The sequence below is a fragment of the Aquirufa sp. Wall-65K1 genome (assembly GCF_054558475.1).
Map to the genome: position 1 here is coordinate 14,126 of NZ_JBPXKD010000001.1, position 19,540 is coordinate 33,665.

19 protein-coding genes are annotated in these 19,540 nt (G+C 39.2%); 11 read left to right on the top strand and 8 right to left on the bottom strand.

The features are described 5' to 3' along the window. Nucleotides 1–5 precede the first annotated feature (5 nt). Entirely contained in the window at nucleotides 6–1,673 is a 1,668-nt protein-coding gene (locus tag ACST15_RS00075; protein ID WP_459452554.1) for a helix-hairpin-helix domain-containing protein, read from the top strand. Here the strand turns inward: ACST15_RS00075 and ACST15_RS00080 are convergent. Beyond that, nucleotides 1,670–2,392, bottom strand: coding sequence for an LOG family protein (locus tag ACST15_RS00080; RefSeq protein ID WP_459452556.1), 723 nt, complete (start codon nucleotides 2,390–2,392; stop codon nucleotides 1,670–1,672). The two genes, ACST15_RS00075 and ACST15_RS00080, sit on opposite strands and share 4 nt — an antisense overlap. A gap of 81 nt (nucleotides 2,393–2,473) precedes the next feature. Here ACST15_RS00080 and rpiB point away from each other — a divergent pair, with 81 nt between their 5' ends. Continuing rightward, nucleotides 2,474–2,911 carry a ribose 5-phosphate isomerase B gene (rpiB, locus tag ACST15_RS00085; RefSeq protein WP_459452558.1) on the top strand — a complete coding sequence of 146 codons (438 nt, stop codon included), beginning with the start codon at nucleotides 2,474–2,476 and terminating at the stop codon, nucleotides 2,909–2,911. Here rpiB and ACST15_RS00090 read toward each other — a convergent pair. Continuing rightward, nucleotides 2,908–4,278: a hypothetical protein gene (locus ACST15_RS00090; RefSeq protein WP_459452560.1), complete on the bottom strand. Its 1,371-nt coding sequence runs from the start codon at nucleotides 4,276–4,278 to the stop codon at nucleotides 2,908–2,910. The two genes, rpiB and ACST15_RS00090, sit on opposite strands and share 4 nt — an antisense overlap. An 85-nt stretch (nucleotides 4,279–4,363) precedes the next feature. Here ACST15_RS00090 and rbfA point away from each other — a divergent pair, with 85 nt between their 5' ends. After that, complete coding sequence (rbfA, locus tag ACST15_RS00095) at nucleotides 4,364–4,738, top strand: 30S ribosome-binding factor RbfA (RefSeq protein WP_459452561.1); 375 nt, start codon at nucleotides 4,364–4,366, stop codon at nucleotides 4,736–4,738. Between the two features lie 11 nt (nucleotides 4,739–4,749). Continuing rightward, a complete protein-coding gene (locus ACST15_RS00100; protein WP_459452563.1) occupies nucleotides 4,750–5,973 on the top strand; it encodes an ABC transporter permease in 1,224 nt (407 codons plus the stop codon). Here the strand turns inward: ACST15_RS00100 and ACST15_RS00105 are convergent. Genes ACST15_RS00105 through ACST15_RS00125 form a run of 5 tightly spaced genes read right to left on the bottom strand, consistent with a single transcriptional unit; the run spans nucleotide 5,960 to nucleotide 9,880 of the window. Beyond that, nucleotides 5,960–7,198: a dicarboxylate/amino acid:cation symporter gene (locus tag ACST15_RS00105; RefSeq protein WP_459452565.1), complete on the bottom strand. Its 1,239-nt coding sequence runs from the start codon at nucleotides 7,196–7,198 to the stop codon at nucleotides 5,960–5,962. The genes ACST15_RS00100 and ACST15_RS00105 overlap by 14 nt on opposite strands. Before the next feature lie 4 nt (nucleotides 7,199–7,202). Continuing rightward, nucleotides 7,203–7,649 carry an SRPBCC family protein gene (locus ACST15_RS00110; protein WP_459452566.1) on the bottom strand — a complete coding sequence of 149 codons (447 nt, stop codon included), beginning with the start codon at nucleotides 7,647–7,649 and terminating at the stop codon, nucleotides 7,203–7,205. 10 nt (nucleotides 7,650–7,659) lie between these two features. Further along, nucleotides 7,660–7,968 (bottom strand): hypothetical protein, encoded by a 309-nt coding sequence (locus tag ACST15_RS00115; RefSeq protein ID WP_459452568.1) that lies wholly within the window; start codon nucleotides 7,966–7,968, stop codon nucleotides 7,660–7,662. 4 nt (nucleotides 7,969–7,972) lie between these two features. Next, nucleotides 7,973–8,647, bottom strand: coding sequence for a hypothetical protein (locus ACST15_RS00120; protein ID WP_459452570.1), 675 nt, complete (start codon nucleotides 8,645–8,647; stop codon nucleotides 7,973–7,975). A gap of 57 nt (nucleotides 8,648–8,704) precedes the next feature. Continuing rightward, entirely contained in the window at nucleotides 8,705–9,880 is a 1,176-nt protein-coding gene (locus tag ACST15_RS00125) for a class I SAM-dependent methyltransferase (protein WP_459452572.1), read from the bottom strand. A 92-nt stretch (nucleotides 9,881–9,972) separates the two neighbouring features. Here ACST15_RS00125 and ACST15_RS00130 point away from each other — a divergent pair, with 92 nt between their 5' ends. From ACST15_RS00130 to truA, 5 genes are all read left to right on the top strand, one after another. Further along, nucleotides 9,973–10,461, top strand: coding sequence for a (2Fe-2S)-binding protein (locus ACST15_RS00130; RefSeq protein ID WP_459452573.1), 489 nt, complete (start codon nucleotides 9,973–9,975; stop codon nucleotides 10,459–10,461). Further along, nucleotides 10,458–12,626: a xanthine dehydrogenase family protein molybdopterin-binding subunit gene (locus tag ACST15_RS00135; RefSeq protein WP_459452574.1), complete on the top strand. Its 2,169-nt coding sequence runs from the start codon at nucleotides 10,458–10,460 to the stop codon at nucleotides 12,624–12,626. The genes ACST15_RS00130 and ACST15_RS00135 overlap by 4 nt, the downstream gene beginning before the upstream one ends. Further along, nucleotides 12,626–13,207 carry a nucleotidyltransferase family protein gene (locus ACST15_RS00140; protein WP_459452576.1) on the top strand — a complete coding sequence of 194 codons (582 nt, stop codon included), beginning with the start codon at nucleotides 12,626–12,628 and terminating at the stop codon, nucleotides 13,205–13,207. Before ACST15_RS00135 ends, ACST15_RS00140 begins: the two co-directional genes overlap by 1 nt. A gap of 111 nt (nucleotides 13,208–13,318) precedes the next feature. After that, entirely contained in the window at nucleotides 13,319–15,547 is a 2,229-nt protein-coding gene (purL, locus tag ACST15_RS00145) for a phosphoribosylformylglycinamidine synthase subunit PurL (protein WP_459452578.1), read from the top strand. An 18-nt stretch (nucleotides 15,548–15,565) separates the two neighbouring features. After that, a complete protein-coding gene (gene truA, locus ACST15_RS00150) occupies nucleotides 15,566–16,333 on the top strand; it encodes a tRNA pseudouridine(38-40) synthase TruA (protein WP_459452580.1) in 768 nt (255 codons plus the stop codon). Here truA and radA read toward each other — a convergent pair. Continuing rightward, nucleotides 16,305–17,684: a DNA repair protein RadA gene (gene radA, locus ACST15_RS00155; protein ID WP_459452582.1), complete on the bottom strand. Its 1,380-nt coding sequence runs from the start codon at nucleotides 17,682–17,684 to the stop codon at nucleotides 16,305–16,307. The two genes, truA and radA, sit on opposite strands and share 29 nt — an antisense overlap. Before the next feature lie 104 nt (nucleotides 17,685–17,788). Here radA and ACST15_RS00160 point away from each other — a divergent pair, with 104 nt between their 5' ends. Together ACST15_RS00160 and pheS are read left to right on the top strand one after the other, a co-directional pair. Then, nucleotides 17,789–18,469 (top strand): porin family protein, encoded by a 681-nt coding sequence (locus ACST15_RS00160; protein WP_459452584.1) that lies wholly within the window; start codon nucleotides 17,789–17,791, stop codon nucleotides 18,467–18,469. A 14-nt stretch (nucleotides 18,470–18,483) separates the two neighbouring features. Beyond that, nucleotides 18,484–19,509 (top strand): phenylalanine--tRNA ligase subunit alpha, encoded by a 1,026-nt coding sequence (gene pheS / locus ACST15_RS00165; protein WP_459452586.1) that lies wholly within the window; start codon nucleotides 18,484–18,486, stop codon nucleotides 19,507–19,509. Nucleotides 19,510–19,540 lie beyond the last annotated feature (31 nt).

Genomic DNA, 19,540 nt, shown 5'->3' on the forward strand with positions numbered 1-19,540 from the left:
TGAGCATGGGAAATGATGAAATTGTTGATGCATTGGAATTATTGGTCAAACTATGGGATGTCCATGGGGTCAATGAATTTAAAAGTAAGAATTTGGCTTTTGCCGCGCGTGGTTTAGATAAATACCCAGGCAAAATTTCATCACTCACTGAAGCTGAATTATTACAAATCCCAGGCGTAGGGAAGTCCATCGTCAAAATCATTTTAGACCTCATTCAAGTAGGAAGTAGTTCGGACTTGGAAGGAATCCTGGAACAGACTCCTTCTGGGATATTGAACTTATTGAAAATCAAAGGACTAGGGCCTAAGAAAGTCGGGCTGATTTGGAAGGAATTAGGCATTACTGACTTAGATGATTTACTAAGTGCCTGTGAGGAGAACCGTTTGGAGCAATTAAAGGGTTTTGGTAAAGCGGTACAAGAAAACGTGCAGTTGTACATTCAATTTCTTAAGCAAAACTCCAAAAAGCTACGATTAGATAAGGCCAGCCATCTATCTCAATTGATTTTAGAAAAATTGAAATTACAATTCCCTCAAGCTGCCAAGGCCGGGGAGTTATCTAGAAACTGTGAAGTTATTTCCGAACTAATTTTCTTGGTTGAATCTAGTGACATATTTGGATCAGGTGCGCTCATCAATGCCATTGATGGGATGCAAGAAGATATCCAAGAATCTTCTCCATTTACTTGGAGAGGTTTATTTCATGGCCATCTTTTGCCTATACACATTCATATTATTGCTCCGGAACAATGGCAACATGCCCTTTTTCAGCATATAGCTCACCCCGAGCACTTAACCAGCATACATTTTTACAAACATTTTCAAGGGAAAAGCATTGCATCAGATCAAGAGGTCTATGAAACCTTAAATTTGCCCTACATCATTCCTGAGATGCGCGAAGGATTCAAGGAGTTTGAATGGTCCCAAAAGCATCAAGCAGAGGAATTAATTCAGTATTCCGACTTAAAAGGATGTTTGCATAATCACTCCACTTATTCGGATGGTAAAAATACCTTATTGGAAATGGCTGAGGCTTGTCGGGCCCTAGGTTTAAGCTATTTTGGTATAGCTGATCACTCGCAATATGCCGCTTATGCTAACGGATTAAAAGAGGATCGCGTGATTGCTCAGCAAGAAGAAATTGATGAATTTAATGCCCGTTGGAATGATTTTACCATTTTGAAAGGGATAGAAGCTGATATTTTGCCCGATGGATCTTTGGATTATGATGCATCGGTTCTAGCTCGTTTCGACTACGTGGTTGCTTCCGTGCATGCCCAATTGGCCATGGATATAGAACGATCCATGCCCCGAGTGATTAAGGCTGTTGAGAATCCATATACTTCTATTTTGGGACATCCCACAGGTCGGCTGCTTCTAACTCGTGCTGGCTTTCCCCTTCACATGGAAAAGATTTTAGATGCTTGCAAGGCTAATGGTGTGAGCATCGAATTAAATGCTAGTCCCTATCGTCTCGATTTAGATTGGCGCTACATTTACGATGCCATGGACAAGGGGATTTACGTGTCCATCAATCCCGATGCCCACCAAATTGAGGGCATTCGAGATATGGAATATGGGGTCAAAGTAGGACGTAAAGGAGGTTTATTGCGCTCCTTGACCTTAAATGCATTGAATATACAAGACTTGAAAGCCTTTTTTAGCAAAGCTTAGAAGTTTGGTTTCAATAGGTATTTGGCATAGAACTCATCAATCACGCGTACGGCTTCGGTAGGGGTATCAACCAAGGAAAATAAATCTAAATCTTCCTCATTTATGTTTCCATGCAAAATCATGGTGTTTTTTATCCAATCGATTAATCCTTTCCAATAATCGGTCCCGACCAATACCACCGGGAAACGACCTATTTTATGGGTTTGAATCAAGGTTAAGGATTCAAACATCTCATCCAAGGTGCCAAAGCCACCAGGCATGATGATAAAGCCTTGGGAGTATTTCACAAACATGACTTTTCGAACAAAGAAGAAATCAAAATTGATGTTCTTGTCATGGTCAATATAAGGATTCGCAAATTGCTCAAATGGTAATTCAATGTTTAATCCCACTGATCTACCTCCTTCGGTTTTTGCTCCTTTATTACCTGCCTCCATGATACCTGGACCACCACCAGTAATGACTCCATAGCCATGTCTGACTAATTTAGCCGCTATTTCTTCGGCCACTTGATAATAGGGATTGTCTGGTTTTGTTCGGGCTGAACCAAATATAGATACACAAGGGCCAATCTTAGAAAGTTTATCGATGCCCTCTACAAACTCACTCATGATCTTGAAAATTCTCCAAGATTCTTCTGATTTTATTTGTGCCCAGGTTTTGTCTCCAAATGCTTTTTTTATTTTTTCTTCTTCGTGCTGCCGATCATTCTCCAACATAAATTTATTCTTTTGATTCATCGCAAATGTAGGATATATCCGCTTACCTTTGTCAAGAATTTAGAACTAAAATACAATACCATGGGCTTAACTTTTGCTGTTGGCGGTGATCACGCCGGATTTGATTATAAAAATGATTTGATTGATTTCTTAACTGAAAGAGGAATCACAGTGAAAGATTATGGTACTTTTTCTGCTGATTCAGTAGATTATCCAGATTTTGCTCATCCCGTAGCTTCAGCCGTAGAAAGTGGAGAGCAGCGTTTCGGTTTATTATTATGTGGTAGTGCCAATGGGGTAGCTATCACAGCCAACAAGCACCAAGGTATTCGTGCGGGTTTAGCCTGGAATGTCGAAGTAGCTAAATTGGTTCGTCAACATAACGATGCCAATGTCATCTGTTTGCCAGTACGATTTATTTCCCTAGAGGAAGCAAAAGCCTGCTTAGCAGCGTTCATTGAAACTCCTTTTGAAGGTGGTCGCCATCAAGGTCGTGTGGGTAAAATATCCTGCAGCTAAGGATTTTTCTGGTATAAATTAGGGGAAATTTGTCGGTAAGACTTTTTCAAGCTTGGTAAATAGATACTCAGTTTTTTGATGTTATTTTCTGCATCATAAATGTAGTCGGGGGCGTCTTTTTCAAAGTATTCATGCAGTAAAACCACGTTTTTGTATTGGTCCAAATTAGAAAATAAGGGTTTGGCTAAATCCCAATTGACAAAAGGTCCCACCATTTGATTACCCAAATATTCTTCTATTTGTGGCCCTAGTACCATCAATCGCTGGTTTTTTAAGGTCAAAGTTGGGGCAGGAATACGCTCCCGGTCCTTATTTTTTAGTTCTAGCTGTACGTTATACCAAGTACCTCCAATCAGTAACCATAGCGCTATTTCTTTCAAAATGGAATTGGAGCTTACATGAAAAATATTAAGTCCAAAATAGGCTAAAGCAGGTAAGAAAAATAACAAGTTGATGCGAATCAAAGAAGGAACCGTCAAGGTGGCAAAAATGGCTGTAATGAGCCAAATAAGATTGGTTTGCTGGCCTTTTTGCGCATTGGAACGAATTCTTCTGCTGCGTAAGACCAACCAAAATCCCCAAATTCCGATGAACAAGGCTGGTGCAAAAACGCCCGCAATTTGTATAACCTCTAATTGTTCGGGCACTTGAAACTGAAAGGCCGACCTTTTGAAAACTTGAATCATGAAGGGCAAGTTTCCATTGATGGAAAAGAATAAGATGTTCAAGGAAAAGACCATCAGGAATCCAACAAACATTAAGACGATTTGTCGAAGCGTAATACCCGAATAAAACAGCAAGCTCAACAAAGCCCAAACAAAGAATAAAGAATAACTCAAATAGAATAGACTGGCAATCGCCATGTAGATTCCAATAAGTATAACCCGGTCATTGACCTGTAAGGTCCTTTGTTGATAGATGATTTCCCTCCATGCCAGCAATAAAAAAGTTAGTCCAACCAAGGCTGGCCCAGGAGCTAAAAACTCCAAGGATAAGTGGAAAATGATGGCATACATCAAAAAGGGTAGGTACCCAATTTGAGGCATTAGTTCAAAACGCTGTATGGTTTGTTGGAATATATAACTTTGATAAATAACAATGATCGATGATATATAGATGTTCCAATGAACTGGAATGGAGAACCATTGAACTAGTTGATAAAACAATGCCGCTAATGGAGCGGTATTATCACTAATGTCCTCATAAATCAAGAAACCTTGATTTAGTTTTTGACCCAATAAATAGTTTTTAATCTCCCAAGGAAAGGGAGCTAATCCCCATTGCTGGATATAGAATAAACTAATAAGCCAAATTGCAACCAATAAAAGGGTAGGCAAAATGGAATCAGACTTAAAAATTTGGAACATATTTTTGGAACACTGCCCCTAAATTACGTTTAATCCAATTATTATTCTGAAATTTGTGGGATTTTTAGGTAAAGAAAGGAGAAATATGGAAAGCAAGCGTCAACAAAAGTTTGGTCGTCAGATACAAAAAGATTTAAGTGATATCTTTCAAAAGGAATTTAAAGAGATTTTTGGTAAAGGAATGGTCACCATCACTGACGTAAAAATGAGTCCCGATTTGTCTGCGGCTCGTTGTTATTTGAGCTTTCTTCTCGTGGATAATCCTCAAGCAGTGGTGGATATTTTGGAAGAAAAAACCAAGGCTATTCGCAATGCTTTAGCGAATCGAATTCGCCATCAAGTACGAATTATACCACATTTATCGTTTTACCTAGATGATACGGCTGCCTATGCAGCTAAAATTGAAGCTTTATTTGAAGGTTTGGTTATTCCTCCTGCTACTGACGAGGAAGATAAATAAATGTTAGTCCCTTGAATCTACCCTTATTTGTTGCAAAAAGGTATTTTTTCACCAAGTCTAAGGCGAGTTTTATCACCTTCATCTCCCGTATATCCATGCTGGGGGTGGGAGTGGAGGTCATGGCGCTCATCTTAATCTTATCGGTATTTAACGGTTTAGAAGAATTTCAAAAAGGTTTATTCAAAACCTATGACCCCGATTTAAAAGTTATTTCTCTTAAAGATGCCCGATTTACCTTGTCGGCCCAACAATTACAAGCCGTAAAATCCTTAGAGGGTATTCGATTCGTCAATCCAATATTAGAGGACCAAGCACTTATTCGTTACAAGAGTAAACAATTGGTTGTTCGCTTTAAAGGAGTCGATGATGAGTTTATTAAGGCTGAACGTCTGAAAAAACAGGTCGTGGAGGGAGATTATTTTGTTCAGAGTGGCGAGCATGCCTTTGCCATCGTCGGTATTGGGGTGTTTTTAAATATGGGCATGAGTTTTGAGGATGTATTTACTCCGATTGAAGCCTGGTATCCTAATCATCAAGCTCTGAAACGCTTCACTGTTAATGAGCAGTCTATTCGCAGTAATAACTTTTTTCCTGCAGGTGTGATGGAAGTGGAGCAATCCTTTGATAACCAAATGATATTAGTGCCGCTTACCTGGATGGAGGAATTGATGGGGGTAGAAAATCAAATTTCTGCCTTGGAAATTATGATTGATGAGAATTCGGACGAAAGTGTGGTAAAAAATAAACTTGCCGCTATTTTAGGGAATACCTATCAAATTCAAACGAGAGATGAACAGCATGTGGCCCTGTTAAAAGCCATCAAGATTGAAAAATTCTTTGTTTTCTTGATCATGGCCTTTGTAATGGGTATTGCTTCTTTTACCTTGTTTTATGCTCTTTCCTTATTGGTTATAGAGAAAAAGAAAGACCTTTCCACCTTATTGGCCATGGGTTTTACCAAAAAACAGATGTTCCAAACATTTTTGTTGGTGGGTGTTTTAATTAGCTTTTCCGGCGCCATCATTGGTATGCTGTTAGGCTATGGTTTGGGCTATATCCAACAAGAATATGGGATTATATCTTTAGGCATTCCTAATTCACTCATCGATGCCTATCCCATCGAAATGCGACTGGCTGATTTTGTTCAAACGGCTTTGGTAGTCATTATCATTACCTTTTTAGCTTCCATTTTTCCAGCTAAAAAAGCAGTAGAAATGACCTTTAAGCGTTTGTAGGAGGATTAAATTCTCCTTCCCATTTAGATACCACACAGGTTGCAACTCCGTTTCCGGCTACTGAGGTTACAGTTCTACCCATATCCAAGAAGGGATCAACCCCTAAGAGAAGGGCTATTCCTTCCGCAGGTAAGTTAAACATGGTTAGTGTTCCCGCAATAATGACCAAGGAGGCTCTTGGTACACCCGCTATGCCTTTTGAGGTAATCATCAGCGTTAATAACATGGTGATTTGTTGCTCCAGCGTTAAATGTACTCCATAGGCTTGCGCGATGAAACCTGTAGCAAATGTCATGTACAACATGGAGCCATCTAAATTAAAGCTATATCCCAAAGGCAATACAAAACCTACTATGCGTCTGCTGCAACCAAATCGCTCTAATGCCGCAATGGTTTGAGGGAAGGAAGCCTCCGAACTTGCTGTGGAGAAAGATATCAATAAAGCCTCTTTGAGCTCTTTTAACAAAGCCCAATAGGGTATTTTATTGAAAAGGCAAATAAGCCACAAAATGACCACGGTAAAGAATAAAAGACCACCTAAAAAGCATACCATTAAATAGCCATAACTTATCAGAATACTTAATCCCTTATTCGCTACCACAGTAGTCATGGCTGCAAAAACCGCATAAGGTGCCACTTCCATGACGTAATTCACCATTTTGAAAACCACCTCCGCTAAGTTTTCAAAGACATGAATCAGCTTTTTACCAGTTTCACCAATCGAACCTAAAGCCACTCCAAAGAACAAGGAAAAAATGACAATTTGTAAAATCTCATTTTCTGCTAAAGCTCTGAAGAAGCTATCTGGGAAGATATGCAATATAAAATCCTCTAAGGTTTTTACTTTAGAAGCATCGATTCCTGTGGAGGTACCCGCAGCTGGTTTTGGCCATGACTGGAGGCTTCCTGGTTGGGTGATATTAACTACAACCAATCCAGTTACTAAAGATAGGAGGGTAGCGAAATAAAAATATCCGATGGTTTTTAATCCAATTCGACCAACTGCCTTAAAATCACCAAGTTTAGCGATACCCACCACTAAGGTACAGAATACCAAAGGTCCCACTATCATCTTGATCAGGCGTAGGAATATCTTCGAAATTACTTGAAATCGTTGGGCCCACTCATGACTTTCTTCGGGAGAAAAGGAAAGGTAAAAGTATTCACCTAGGGCAAGTCCAAGGATAAAACCTAGGATGATTTTTTGAGTAAGGCTTAATTTCATATGTTTAGCGAAGTGTAAGTAAAGATTTATACAGAGGTTTACGGTAGATAATCATTCCCCAAAGTAAGGGATAAAGTAGAATATCTAAAAATTTAGTGGAAGTAGAGTAAGTAATCTGGTCAATGACCATGGTTTCTTCGGCATTGATTTTTTCTAAAATATGCTCATGTTTCCACTGCTTTATTCCCAATGGAATCCTTCTACCTTCATCAATAAAATAGATTTTATCTGCACACTGATAATCCTCAGTAATTTCCGAATCCCAAAATAAACTAAATAAGCCCAATTTGATTTCCAATTGGACTAAATCACCCTTCTGACAACCATCAAAACGATTTATGGAAACAGGAGGGAATGGAGGCGATAATTTGCTTAATAAGTTCTGATCAAAAAGAGCCCAAACAGAGTCAATCGGTGATGTAATGCGTGTTTCTACTCTGAATGATGGCATAGGGTGTGATTTACTTAATCATATAACTAAGCAGACTAAGTAATGTTGAAAATACAGCCTTAACTCCTAGAACAATGTATTTGGACCAATGTTTAGCCTCCTCATTTATTTGAGAATCCTGTTGATTATCTTCTTGCTTTTTAGGTAAGGAATTAATCTCTTTTTTAGCCGCCAATAATGAAGTTTGCTTCAATTGTTTAGTACTATCTATGCCCACAAAATACGTATGCGGTCTCATGGCAGAATATTCTACCAATCCAAAACTACTAATCATGATATACATCATGAATATTCCCAAAAAGTGTATGGCTTTTTTCATGGGTTTAGTTTTTAATTTTCTTTTTTGCTGATTCAAGTGCTTGATTTTGAAGAATTAAAGCTTCCTCCGTAGCTTTTTGATCTAATTTATTTTGTTCTTGGTTAGCTAGTAATTTCTCTTTTTCTAATTTCGCTTCCTCTAATTTTTTAGTCAATAATTCCGTTTGTTTCTTGTTCGCCTCTAATTCTCGAACCAGTCGTTCGGCTGATTTGATATTCTTGACTTTCTGATTAGTTAGATTCGCCAATTTTTGTTCCTCTTTCCGTACCCCCTCTTCTGAGTTTAAGATTTCAATAAAATCCTCTAACCAGGAAGAGGCATCTCTGAATTGAGCATGACCCGTTTGAATGTAATCATCAGGCCCTAAACCTATGGAAACAAAGAGTTTAGTTTTATTATTTTCCTCTGAGATTTTAGATAATAGAGTAAATGAATTCTTAGAAATAGCAGAAATTCGAGTGTCATAACTGATGATGGCACCACCTTTACCATTTTCTACTCGACCAAATTTCTTTAAATAGTTTTTCCAGCTTTCTATGGCATACTTTTCTTCCGATCCCAAATAGGTATAAAAGCCTTCTTTTTTTGCACGCTCTATTTCTGTCATTCCAGAAAATATTTGAGCTTGACTGCAGCAAGTGCTGAAAACAAACAACGCTAGGAGAAGATACTTAGACATGGCCTTAATTTGTTGAATGTAAAGAACAAAGGTAAATTTTTTAGTGAAAATACGAAATCAATTGGCAGGACATTTTTCACATAATGCCAAGACATTTTTTTGATGCACATCTTGGAAGGCAAATAGTGTCCACGGCCCCCCTTCCTTTAGCTTGTACTTCTTACGGATCTCTTCAGGACTCATAGGGAAATTTCTAGTGCTAATATTGGCTTTTCCTTCAGTTAGGTGGCTCTCTATCCATTTTTTATCTAGGCTTCCATAAGCTTTTACCTTGAATTGCCTTCCCGGAAAATCAAGTACCCTTTCTTTTGAAGTGTATAAATGCGTATTGATTCCTAGTTTATGCAAATGTTTACCCGCTGCTAATTTGAAAAACCCTGCCTTCAATATGCCGGCATGGGGTTCATAGAGGTATTCAGCCAAATCACCAATCGGGGATATAGCATCTTTTTCTTCACTAAGCTTTCCTTGGAATTTCAGACTTTTAGTCAAGCTTAATTCATGAACCTCTATTTGCGGATCCATCGTGGCTTCGGCTGATTTTAAAAATAGTAATTCTTTTACTTCATTTTTGACTGCAATCACCCATACTTGATTGACTCCTTGCAGGCTTTGTATGGCTCTGCTAATATCCAATAAAGGACTTGTTTTGATCAATAAGCTAGTTTTTTTATTAATGTAGGGTAATATATCTTGTACATTGGGCTCACAATTTTCCAGCAGAATTACCTTTTCGCCTTTGGCACCTCTTCTGGCAGGATCTATATAGATATAATCCCAATCAGTGGGATGATGCTTCATGTAGTCAATTCCGTCACCATGCACATGTTGAATCCGGTCGCCTAACAATAGGAGATGGTTCCTTTGGGTAATGTTTGCCAAATTTTCATCTCTTTCAACGTAGGTGACCTTATTTCCCTTTTGGGCAAATGCCCAGCTATCTACTCCCATGCCACCTGTTACATCGATCAATTTACCTTGAATCAATCCTGCTTTAAACAGCGCCGTATCCTCTGATGAGGCTTGTTCTAGATTTAATTGTGGGGGAAAATAAATTTCTGGATTCGCCAACCAGCTGGGTAATTTATGGATCAATTTTTGTCTAGCCTGTATTTGTGCTATCAAGCTAGGCAAATGAAGCTCAGGGTTCAGTCCCTTTGATAAACTCAACTGATAGGGGTCATCCTGGGCATGATCTTGTATGAACTTTATTTCTTCTTTTGATAGCATCATGCAAATTAAGAATGCTGGTTTAATATTTTCTCTGAAAGACGAATGGAATTTGATTTTATTGTAAATTTATGTTCTAATCTATCAATAAAGCCATGAGTAAGTACAGCATCAAATTGAACGGGAAGAAGCATCTTGTAGATGTGGATTCTGATACACCCCTTTTATGGGTAATTCGAGATGAAATAGGGATGACCGGTACCAAGTTTGGATGTGGAATGGGTCTTTGTGGGGCTTGCACGGTACTTTTAAATGGTAATCCGATTCGCTCTTGCTCTACCCCGATTTCAAGTATCAAACCAGAGGATAAACTTATTAGCATCGAAGGTTTATCTGCCAATACCAATCATCCAGTTCAATTAGCCTGGATAAAAGAACAAGTTCCCCAATGTGGATATTGTCAATCAGGTCAAATATTAGCTGTGGCCTCTTTATTAGATTCAAATCCTAATCCAACGGATCAGGATATAGATACAGCTTTATCCGGTAATATTTGTCGATGTGGTACCTACCAAGACATGCGTAAGGCAATACATGAAGCAGCTAAGATGATGAAAACCACTTCTAAATCGAAATCCAAATGAGCTCAAAGACAACAAGAAGAGATTTTATCAAGATAGGCGCTCAAACGGCCGCTTTTCTTGCCATTGGTTTTGAAAATTTAGCTAATGGAACGGGCGTAAAGGTTAAAAAGATGGCCCATGAACCTCACATAGGTGTGGAAATAAATCCCTATGTACTCATCAATGAATCGGGTAAAGTGACTTTGTTTAATGCCAGACCTGATATGGGTCAGGGTACATCTCAATCGATTCCCATGTTGATTGCTGAGGAATTGGAAGTGCGTTTAGACCAAGTAGAAATAGTAACATCAGACGGATCAGCTAAATTCGGCTCTCAATTATCAGGGGGATCCTCATCTGTTAGTACTCGATATATACCCATGCGTACTGTCGGTGCAGCAGTAAAAGAAATGTTGATTCAAGCGGCTGCTCAGCAATGGCATGTACCAGTTAGCGCATGTTATGCTAAGGAAGGACGTGTCTATCAAAAAAATAAGAACATCAGTTTAGGATATGGTGAACTAGTAGCTTCGGCAGCTAAATTACCGGTACCTAGTAATCCTACACTTAAAAATCCAGCTGATTTTACGCAAATAGGTAAATCCATTCCTAGGCCAGAGATTCCATCTAAAGTAAATGGAACGGCTAAGTTTGGTATGGATGTAGTTATTCCAGGGATGCTTTATGCCAGTATTGCTCATGCACCTAGTATACATGCCAAAGTAAAAAGCTATCAAGGAGAAAAATCCATTGCTAGTCCAGGCGTAAAATTTGTACTCAAAACTGAGCGTAAAATGCCTCATGCTAGTACGGAAGCAGTAGCTGTTTTAGCAGATTCCTACTGGGCTGCTTTAAAGGGAAAACGATTACTAAATATCGAATGGGAAAGTACCGAAGCTGATTCCATGAATACGGATAAGTATTTCAATCAATTGAAAGAAGCAGGGAAAAACCCAGGATATGAATACAAGGAATCTCTGACCGGTGATGTCAATAAGGCATTTGCTCAAGCCACTCAGGTCATTGAAGCAGCCTATCAAACTCCCTTTTTAGCTCATGCTCCTATGGAGCCTGAGAATGCCACGGTCTATGTGCAAGAGGGTAAAGTAGAGGTTTGGGCTCCAGTTCAAGGCCCTGATTCATTAGTCACTGAATTAGCTGCTTACTTAGGCATCAAAAAAGAAAATGTTAAAATTAATGTCACCTTCTTGGGTGGGGCTTTCGGTAGAAAAGCCTATTATGATTATGTCTTAGAAGCAGCCCATTTATCCAAGCAAATCAATGCCCCTGTAAAGGTGATTTGGACTAGAGAGGATGATACCCAACAAGGACCTTTCCGTCCGGGTATGCTATCTGTCATGAAAGGCGCTCTTGATGCACAAGGAAAGGTGCAAGCATTTGAACATAAAATGAATGGTGCTTCTATTTTGAATCAAGTATTCCAAGTTCCTTTAGATAATGCCCCGGATCCATGGGCAGAGGAAGGAATTAACTTGCCAGATAGTCCCTATGCTTTTCCGAACAGAAGAAATTCATTTAGTCTAGTTAAAACCAAAATACCAATACTTTGGTGGCGTTCGGTATATGCTTCCAATAATTTATTTGGCCAAGAATCTTTCATCGATGAATTGGCTCACCAGGCAAAGAAAGATCCTTTGGCTTTTCGTTTAGAATTGCTGTCAGGCTCTCCTCGCTTTGTAGATGTTTTAAAGAAATTGGCTGAATTGTCTAATTATCAACAATTGAAGGCACAAGGAAAGGCAGTTGGTATAGCCATTGCTCGATCTTTTTCTTCTATCTGCGCGCATGCCATTGTAGTGGAAAAGCAAGGGAATGGAATCAGCATTAAAAAAGTTTATTCAGTCATTGATTGCGGAGTGCCCATTAACCCTAGAAATATCAAGGCACAGGTGCAAAGTAATATTACCATGGGACTTACTGCTGCCATTAAAAATGAAATTACGGTAGTGAACGGACAAACCCAGCAAAGTAATTTTCATGACTATGCGGTACTACGACAAGGTGAAATACCTGAAATAGAGGTTTTCGTTATGCCAAGCACAGAAGCTCCAGGAGGTGTTGGTGAGCCTGGACTTCCACCGGTAGCTCCAGCATTATGTAATGCGGTGTTTTTAGCCACAGGTAAGCGAGTAAGAACTTTACCATTTGATATCTCAAACGTCTAATGTTGGGAGTTCTTTTAGCGGCAGGGGCTTCTTCCCGACTAGGGGAGCCTAAGGCTTTAATTACTTTAGGGCAAAAAACTTTAATTGAAAGAAGCTTGCAGGTTTTGCAAGCTCCTTTATTGGATAAGGTTCTTGTGGTTTTAGGTGCCCAGAAAGATGCTATTCGCAGCATTATTTCTCAAGAACCCATCGAGATTTTAGAAAGTCAGGATTGGGCTTTGGGTCAAGGTAATACCTTGTCAGAGTGTATGCGCGCATTAGCTCCTCGAAAAGAGTCAGTTCTCGTCATGTTGGTAGATACACCCTTTGTTCAGGAAAAACATATTCAAGCCATTTTAAAGGCTCACCTTGAGTATCCTAATCAAGTAATCATTTCCTCATTTCAAGGTCAATCTTCTCCTCCTGTATTGATTCCCTATGCGCATCAAGCCAAATTATATGATTGGAAGGGAGATAAAGGTTTTGGTCCATTTTGGAAATCTCATCCTGAGATTTGCACTTGGATTTCCTTTGAAGAAGAATACCGAGATTTGGATACAGTAGAGGATAAAAAGTATTGGCAAGAAAATTGGGAGAAATAGAAAGGATTAATTGGAATATTCCTGATTTAATCGTTTCCCTCCAAGCAAAAATTATTACCTTTGTGCTCAATTGCTTGCTTTAAAGCCATTTCTTACATTAAAATTTACATTGTGGAATCCAACGAAAGCTTACCCACCCTCGAAACTGCCAAAAAATTAGGTTTACTTCCAGAAGAATATGATCGCATTCAAGAGATTTTAGGTCGCAAACCTAACTTCACTGAATTATCTATTTTTTCTGTTATGTGGTCTGAGCATTGTAGTTATAAAAACTCCATTGTTTGGTTAAAAACTTTACCTAAAGATTCTCCTCGTATGTTGGCTAAGGCTGGTGAGGAAAATGCGGGTTTGGTAGATTTAGGAGATGGATTAGGATGTGCCTTTAAAATTGAATCGCACAATCACCCATCTGCCCTAGAGCCTTACCAAGGTGCGGCTACAGGTGTTGGAGGTATCAATCGCGATATTTTTACCATGGGGGCTCGCCCCATTGCTCAATTAAACTCCTTACGTTTTGGAAATATTGAATTGGCTAAGACTAAATGGTTGGTAAAAGGTGTGGTTAAAGGTATTGGTGATTATGGTAATGCGTTTGGTATACCAACAGTGGGAGGTGAGGTTTTCTTTGACGATTGTTATTCCACTAACCCATTGGTTAATGCATTCTCGGCAGGAATTTTAAAAGTAGGAAAACAAGCTTCAGCTATTTCATATGGAGTAGGTAATCCTGTATTCATTGTAGGATCAGCTACAGGTAAAGATGGTATTGGAGGGGCAAGCTTTGCTTCTGAAGATATCACGGCTAAGTCATCAGAAAAATTACCTGCAGTACAAGTAGGGGATCCATTCCAAGAGAAATTATTGTTAGAAGCTTCTTTAGAAATCATAGAAGCTGGTTGTGTGATTGGTATCCAAGACATGGGGGCAGCAGGTATTATTTGCTCTACGTCTGAAATGTCTGCCAAAGGTGAGCATGGAATGATCATAGATTTGTCTAAAGTTCCTACACGTCAACCAAACATGAAACCTTTTGAAATTCTATTATCAGAATCTCAAGAGCGTATGTTAATCGTGGTTGAAAAGGGTAGAGAACATGAAGCGAAGAAAATATTTGATAAGTGGGATTTAAATTGTGAGCAAATAGGTGAAGTAACCGACACCAAACGTCTTCAATTCTTCCAAGATGGACAATTAGTAGCGGATGTTCCTGCAGATGATTTAGTACTTGGCGGAGGCGCTCCTATCTACCACCGTGAATACCGTGAGCCTGCTTATTACCAAGAGTTTAAGAAATTTAAGATAGATTCAGTTAAAGATTTAGAAGCTGGTGAAATCAGTAAAGCTTTTGATTTTTTAATGAATCACCCCAATATTGCTTCCAAAAAATGGGTAGCTGAACAGTATGATTCATCCATTGGTCGTGCTAACCGCAATACCAATGCACCATCTGATGCGGCGGTCGTAAAAGTACATGGTTCTAAGAAATCGATTGTTATTACGGTCGACTGTAACTCACGCTACGTGAATGCGGATCCAGAAGAAGGATGTGCCATTGCGGTAGCGGAGGCTGCGCGTAATATTGTTTGTTCTGGAGGGGTACCCGTAGCCATTACCAATTGCTTGAATTTTGGAAATCCTTACGTGCCAGAAGTATATTGGCAGTTTGTTGGGGCCATTAAAGGTATGAGAAAAGCTTGTTTGGCCTTTGAAACTCCTGTAACCGGTGGTAATGTGAGTTTTTATAACCAATCTTCTGATGAAGGCCCTGTTTTCCCTACGCCTACCATCGGAATGTTAGGTATCTTAGAGGAGGCAAGTCAAAAGATGACCTTGGATTTCAAAGAAGAGGGTGATTTAATCTATTTAGTGGGTGAGAGCGTAAATGATATCGCTTCATCTGAATATTTATATTCTTACCAAGGCGTTAAGGCTAGTCCATCTCCACATTTTAATTTGGAGACCGAGCAAAAAATTCAAGGGGGAATAGCCTCGTTGATTCAACAATCTTTGATTCAATCAGCTCATGATTTATCGGATGGAGGATTATTAGTGGCCTTAGCAGAATCTTCTTTCCCACGTCAAAAAGGATTTGCCATAAATACTGATACTAGTGTTCGTCTAGATGCTTTCTTATTTGGAGAAGCTCAAAGCCGGGTATTGGTATCTGTTTCACCTGATAAACAAGCGGCTTTTGAAGCCCATTTGAAATCTCAAACGATTCCATTTAGTTCATTAGGTGTGGTGACGGGTCATGATTTCATCGTAGATGGTCAAATCATTTCATCTCAAGCTAAGGCTTCAGAATCATTCCATACAGCTTTAGAAAAAGCGTTGAATTAGATTTTAAAATCAAAGAAAATGAGCCGTTATCTACTACAATTTTCGTACGATGGCGGCTTTTTTCATGGATTTCAAATCCAGCAAAATGCCGTTTCGGTTCAATCGGAACTAGAAAATGCTTTAGGCACTCTAGCTGGAATACCAGTGGATTTAGTGGGTAGTAGTCGGACAGATACAGGCGTTCATGCCCTTGAACAATTTGCCCATTTTGATATTCAGGAGGAGGCCTATCAACCCAAGGAAGACTGGGTGTATCGTTTAAATCGAATATTACCTGCAAGTTTAGCTATTCAGGCGATTTATCAGGTTCCAGACGATTTTCATGCTCGATTTGATGCTACGGCTAGAACGTATGAATATCGCATATCTCAATCCAAGGACCCATTTTCCAAGGAATATGCTTATTGGTTTGAGACTCCATTGAATGTGGAGGCGATGAATGAAGCAGCTCAAATTTTATTGCATCACCGTGATTTTCAAAGTTTCTCCAAAGTGAAAACGGATGTAACAACCTTCGACTGCCACATTAGCCTTGCTGTTTGGCGAAGAGAAGGGCATCAATTGATCTTTACCATTCAGGGAAATCGTTTTTTAAGAGGGATGGTGCGAGCCGTAGTAGGTACTTTGATTGAAATTGGCTTGGGTAAATGGAATCAACAAGATTTGCTCCGTATTTTAGCAGCTAAAGATCGAAAACAGGCAGGAAGGGCAGTTCCAGCGCATGGATTACACTTAATTCAAGTAGCATATCCAGCACTTACATTCGTTTCCAAATGTTCATCATGACTTCCATCCAAGTACTAGCTAACTGTACTTTAATACTTTTGGCCTTGTAATTGATACTTTTTTGGTTGTATTTACTAATCCAAATCTCTTTAAAGCCTAATTTTTCAGCTTCAGCAATGCGCTGATCGATGCGCGTTACTGCCCTTAATTCGCCTCCAAGACCTACTTCAGAAGCAAAACATATATGGGAATCGATCACTTTATCTTCATGGGAAGAAAGTAGAGACATACAAGCCGCCAAGTCCAATGCTGGGTCATCTACTCGGATGCCTCCAGTAATATTAAGAAACACATCTTGGGTCCCTAGCCTAAATCCACCTCTTTTTTCTAAAACCGCCAATAACATATTTAAGCGTTTGGCATCATAGCCAGTAGCCGTTCTTTGAGCTGTGGCATAGGAGGTTTGCGTAACTAATGATTGAATTTCAATCAACAGTGGTCTATTTCCTTCTAAAATGGTACCAATGGCGATGCCAGAGGCAGGCTCGTCCCGGGAAGAAAGTAGGATTTCTGAAGGATTACTCACGGGTCTTAAACCATTTCCTAGCATTTCGTAAATTCCCAACTCCGATGTACTGCCAAATCGATTTTTCGTGGTACGCAATGTGCGGTAGATCATGTTTCGATCCCCCTCAAATTGAAGTACTGTATCCACCAAATGCTCTAATACTTTGGGTCCAGCAATTGATCCTTCCTTGGTGATATGTCCTACCAAAAAGATGGGTGTGCCACTTTCTTTTGCGAACCTCATTAACTCCAAGGCACATTCCCTAATTTGAGATACGGAACCCGGTCCAGATTCAATTTGATCCGAATACAAGGTTTGTATGGAATCAATGATAATTAAATCAGGATCTAAGTCAATCAGGTGCTTAAATATTTGCTGAGTATTGGTTTCCGTAAGGATATATAAATCTTGAGAGATAGGACCTAATCGATCTGCCCTTAATTTTATCTGCTGTTCAGACTCTTCTCCTGTCACATATAATATCTTCGGTCCTTGAAGTGAAAGTGCCACTTGAAGAAGTAGGGTAGATTTTCCAATTCCAGGTTCACCTCCTATGAGGACAAGACTACCCGGTACAATTCCCCCACCTAAAACTCGATTGAACTCTTCATCGGAGCACTGAAGCTTTGGACTACTCTCGAAGCTTATTTCTTGCAATAATTTCGGTATTGGGGCCGTTTTAAAGGTGCTTTTATTTTTCCAAACCTCAGCAGGATGGATGGTTGTTTCAAGGAGTTCTTCCACAAAAGTGTTCCATTCACCACATGCTGGACATTTACCTAGCCATTTGGGTGATGACTGTCCACAGGATTGACAAATAAAAGAAGTTTTGGCTTTGGCCACATCTATAGATTAAGAACTCAAAATTACGCTTTGATTTGGTTTTTCCTTTTTTTTCGGAGTAAAAAGGATAATTTTACAAGCTAATTGAATTAAACCGCCCTCTCATGAAAAAGTCAATGAAATTTAGTCTTTTAATTTTATTCCTGTTGGGAATGATTTTTCACGCAAATGCTCAATTTGGAGCAAGAAAAGCTACTGGTAGTTTCTTCCGTGTAGGAATAAAAGGAGGAATCACTTTGTCTTCAATTAATGTAGAAAGTATGACGTATAAAGGGACGGCTGTTCCCATTAATGATATCCTCAATCAAAATTTGGCTTTAAAAACAGGTTATGTAGGGGGAGTTTATGCCCGTGTTGGACGGAAATTGTTCATCGAGCCCGAAGTCTTATTAACGGCCAAAAACGCCACCATTAATTTTAGCAATGGTAATAGAATGGTGGATGTAGCTTATACTAGTTTAGATGTACCTCTACTTTTAGGATATAAACTTGGTCCCTTGCATGTATTGGCAGGTCCAGTTGCTTCTTATAATTTAAATTCAGACAATACCATAGCTCAGGCTATTACTTCCGTGGCTTCATCTGTTTCGGTGCGTGATGCGGTTTCTAAGGCCTATTTCTCGTATTCCGTAGGAGGAGGTTTGGATTTATTGGGAATGACTTTGGACCTTCGGTATGAAGGAAATTTAACGGATTTATCGAAAACTGTACCTATACCAAGTGAAGTTAATATTTCTCAAAAGGCCAGTGTTTGGCATGTAACCTTAGGTATTAAAATATTATAATAAATTTTTTTTGAATGAATGAACAAATCAAGGTGATTCAGGCTGAAATTGAGGCTTTTGTCATTTCAAATGAATCAGATGTCGAGCAATTTCGAATTCAGTTTGTAGGTCGCAAAAGTCGGTTAGCAAGTTTATTTGATGGTTTGAAGGATGTGCCTGCAGAAAATAGGAGGGAAGTTGGTCAAGCCTTAAATCAATTAAAAAACCTAGCGGAAAATAAGTTTAACCAAGCCCAGGAATCATTTGCGGATTCGAAGACAAGCTTTGAAGTTCCTTCCGACTTGACATTGTCTAGTCCGGTTCAACAAGGTACATTGCATCCTTTAACCCTGGTTCGTAGCCGCATACTAGAGATATTTAATCGTATGGGTTTTTCTGTTTCAGATGGACCAGAAATAGAAACCGATTTTTATAATTTCACTGCCCTTAATTTTCCAGCCAATCACCCGGCTAGAGAAATGCAAGACACTTTTTTTATTGAAAAAGGTGCAGGTGAAATTCAAGACGATGTCCTATTACGTACCCATACCTCAAATGTTCAAATTCGTTTGATGCAGCACCAGAAGCCACCTATTCGTTCGGTTATGCCAGGACGAGTATACCGCAATGAGGCTATCTCTGCCCGGGCTCACTGTTTGTTTCATCAAGTAGAAGGACTCTATGTGGATGAAAAAGTAAGTTTCAAAGATTTGAAAGATACACTTTATCACTTCGCTAAGGAGATGTTTGGGAAAGATACTAAAGTACGTTTCCGTCCTTCCTATTTTCCATTTACTGAGCCTAGCGCTGAAATGGATATTACTTGTTTGCTATGTAAAGGAGAAGGCTGTAATGTTTGTAAGCAAGCGGGCTGGGTTGAAATTGCTGGCGCTGGTATGGTAGATCCTAATGTGTTGGAAAATGTGGGCATTGACTCCAAAAAATACAATGGTTTTGCCTTTGGAATGGGTATTGAGCGTATTACCATGTTAAAATACCAAATCAAAGATTTACGCTTATTTACGGAAAATGACGTACGTTTTTTAAAGCAATTCAATTAACAACTCTTAACATCAAGCTTTTTTTAGCCAG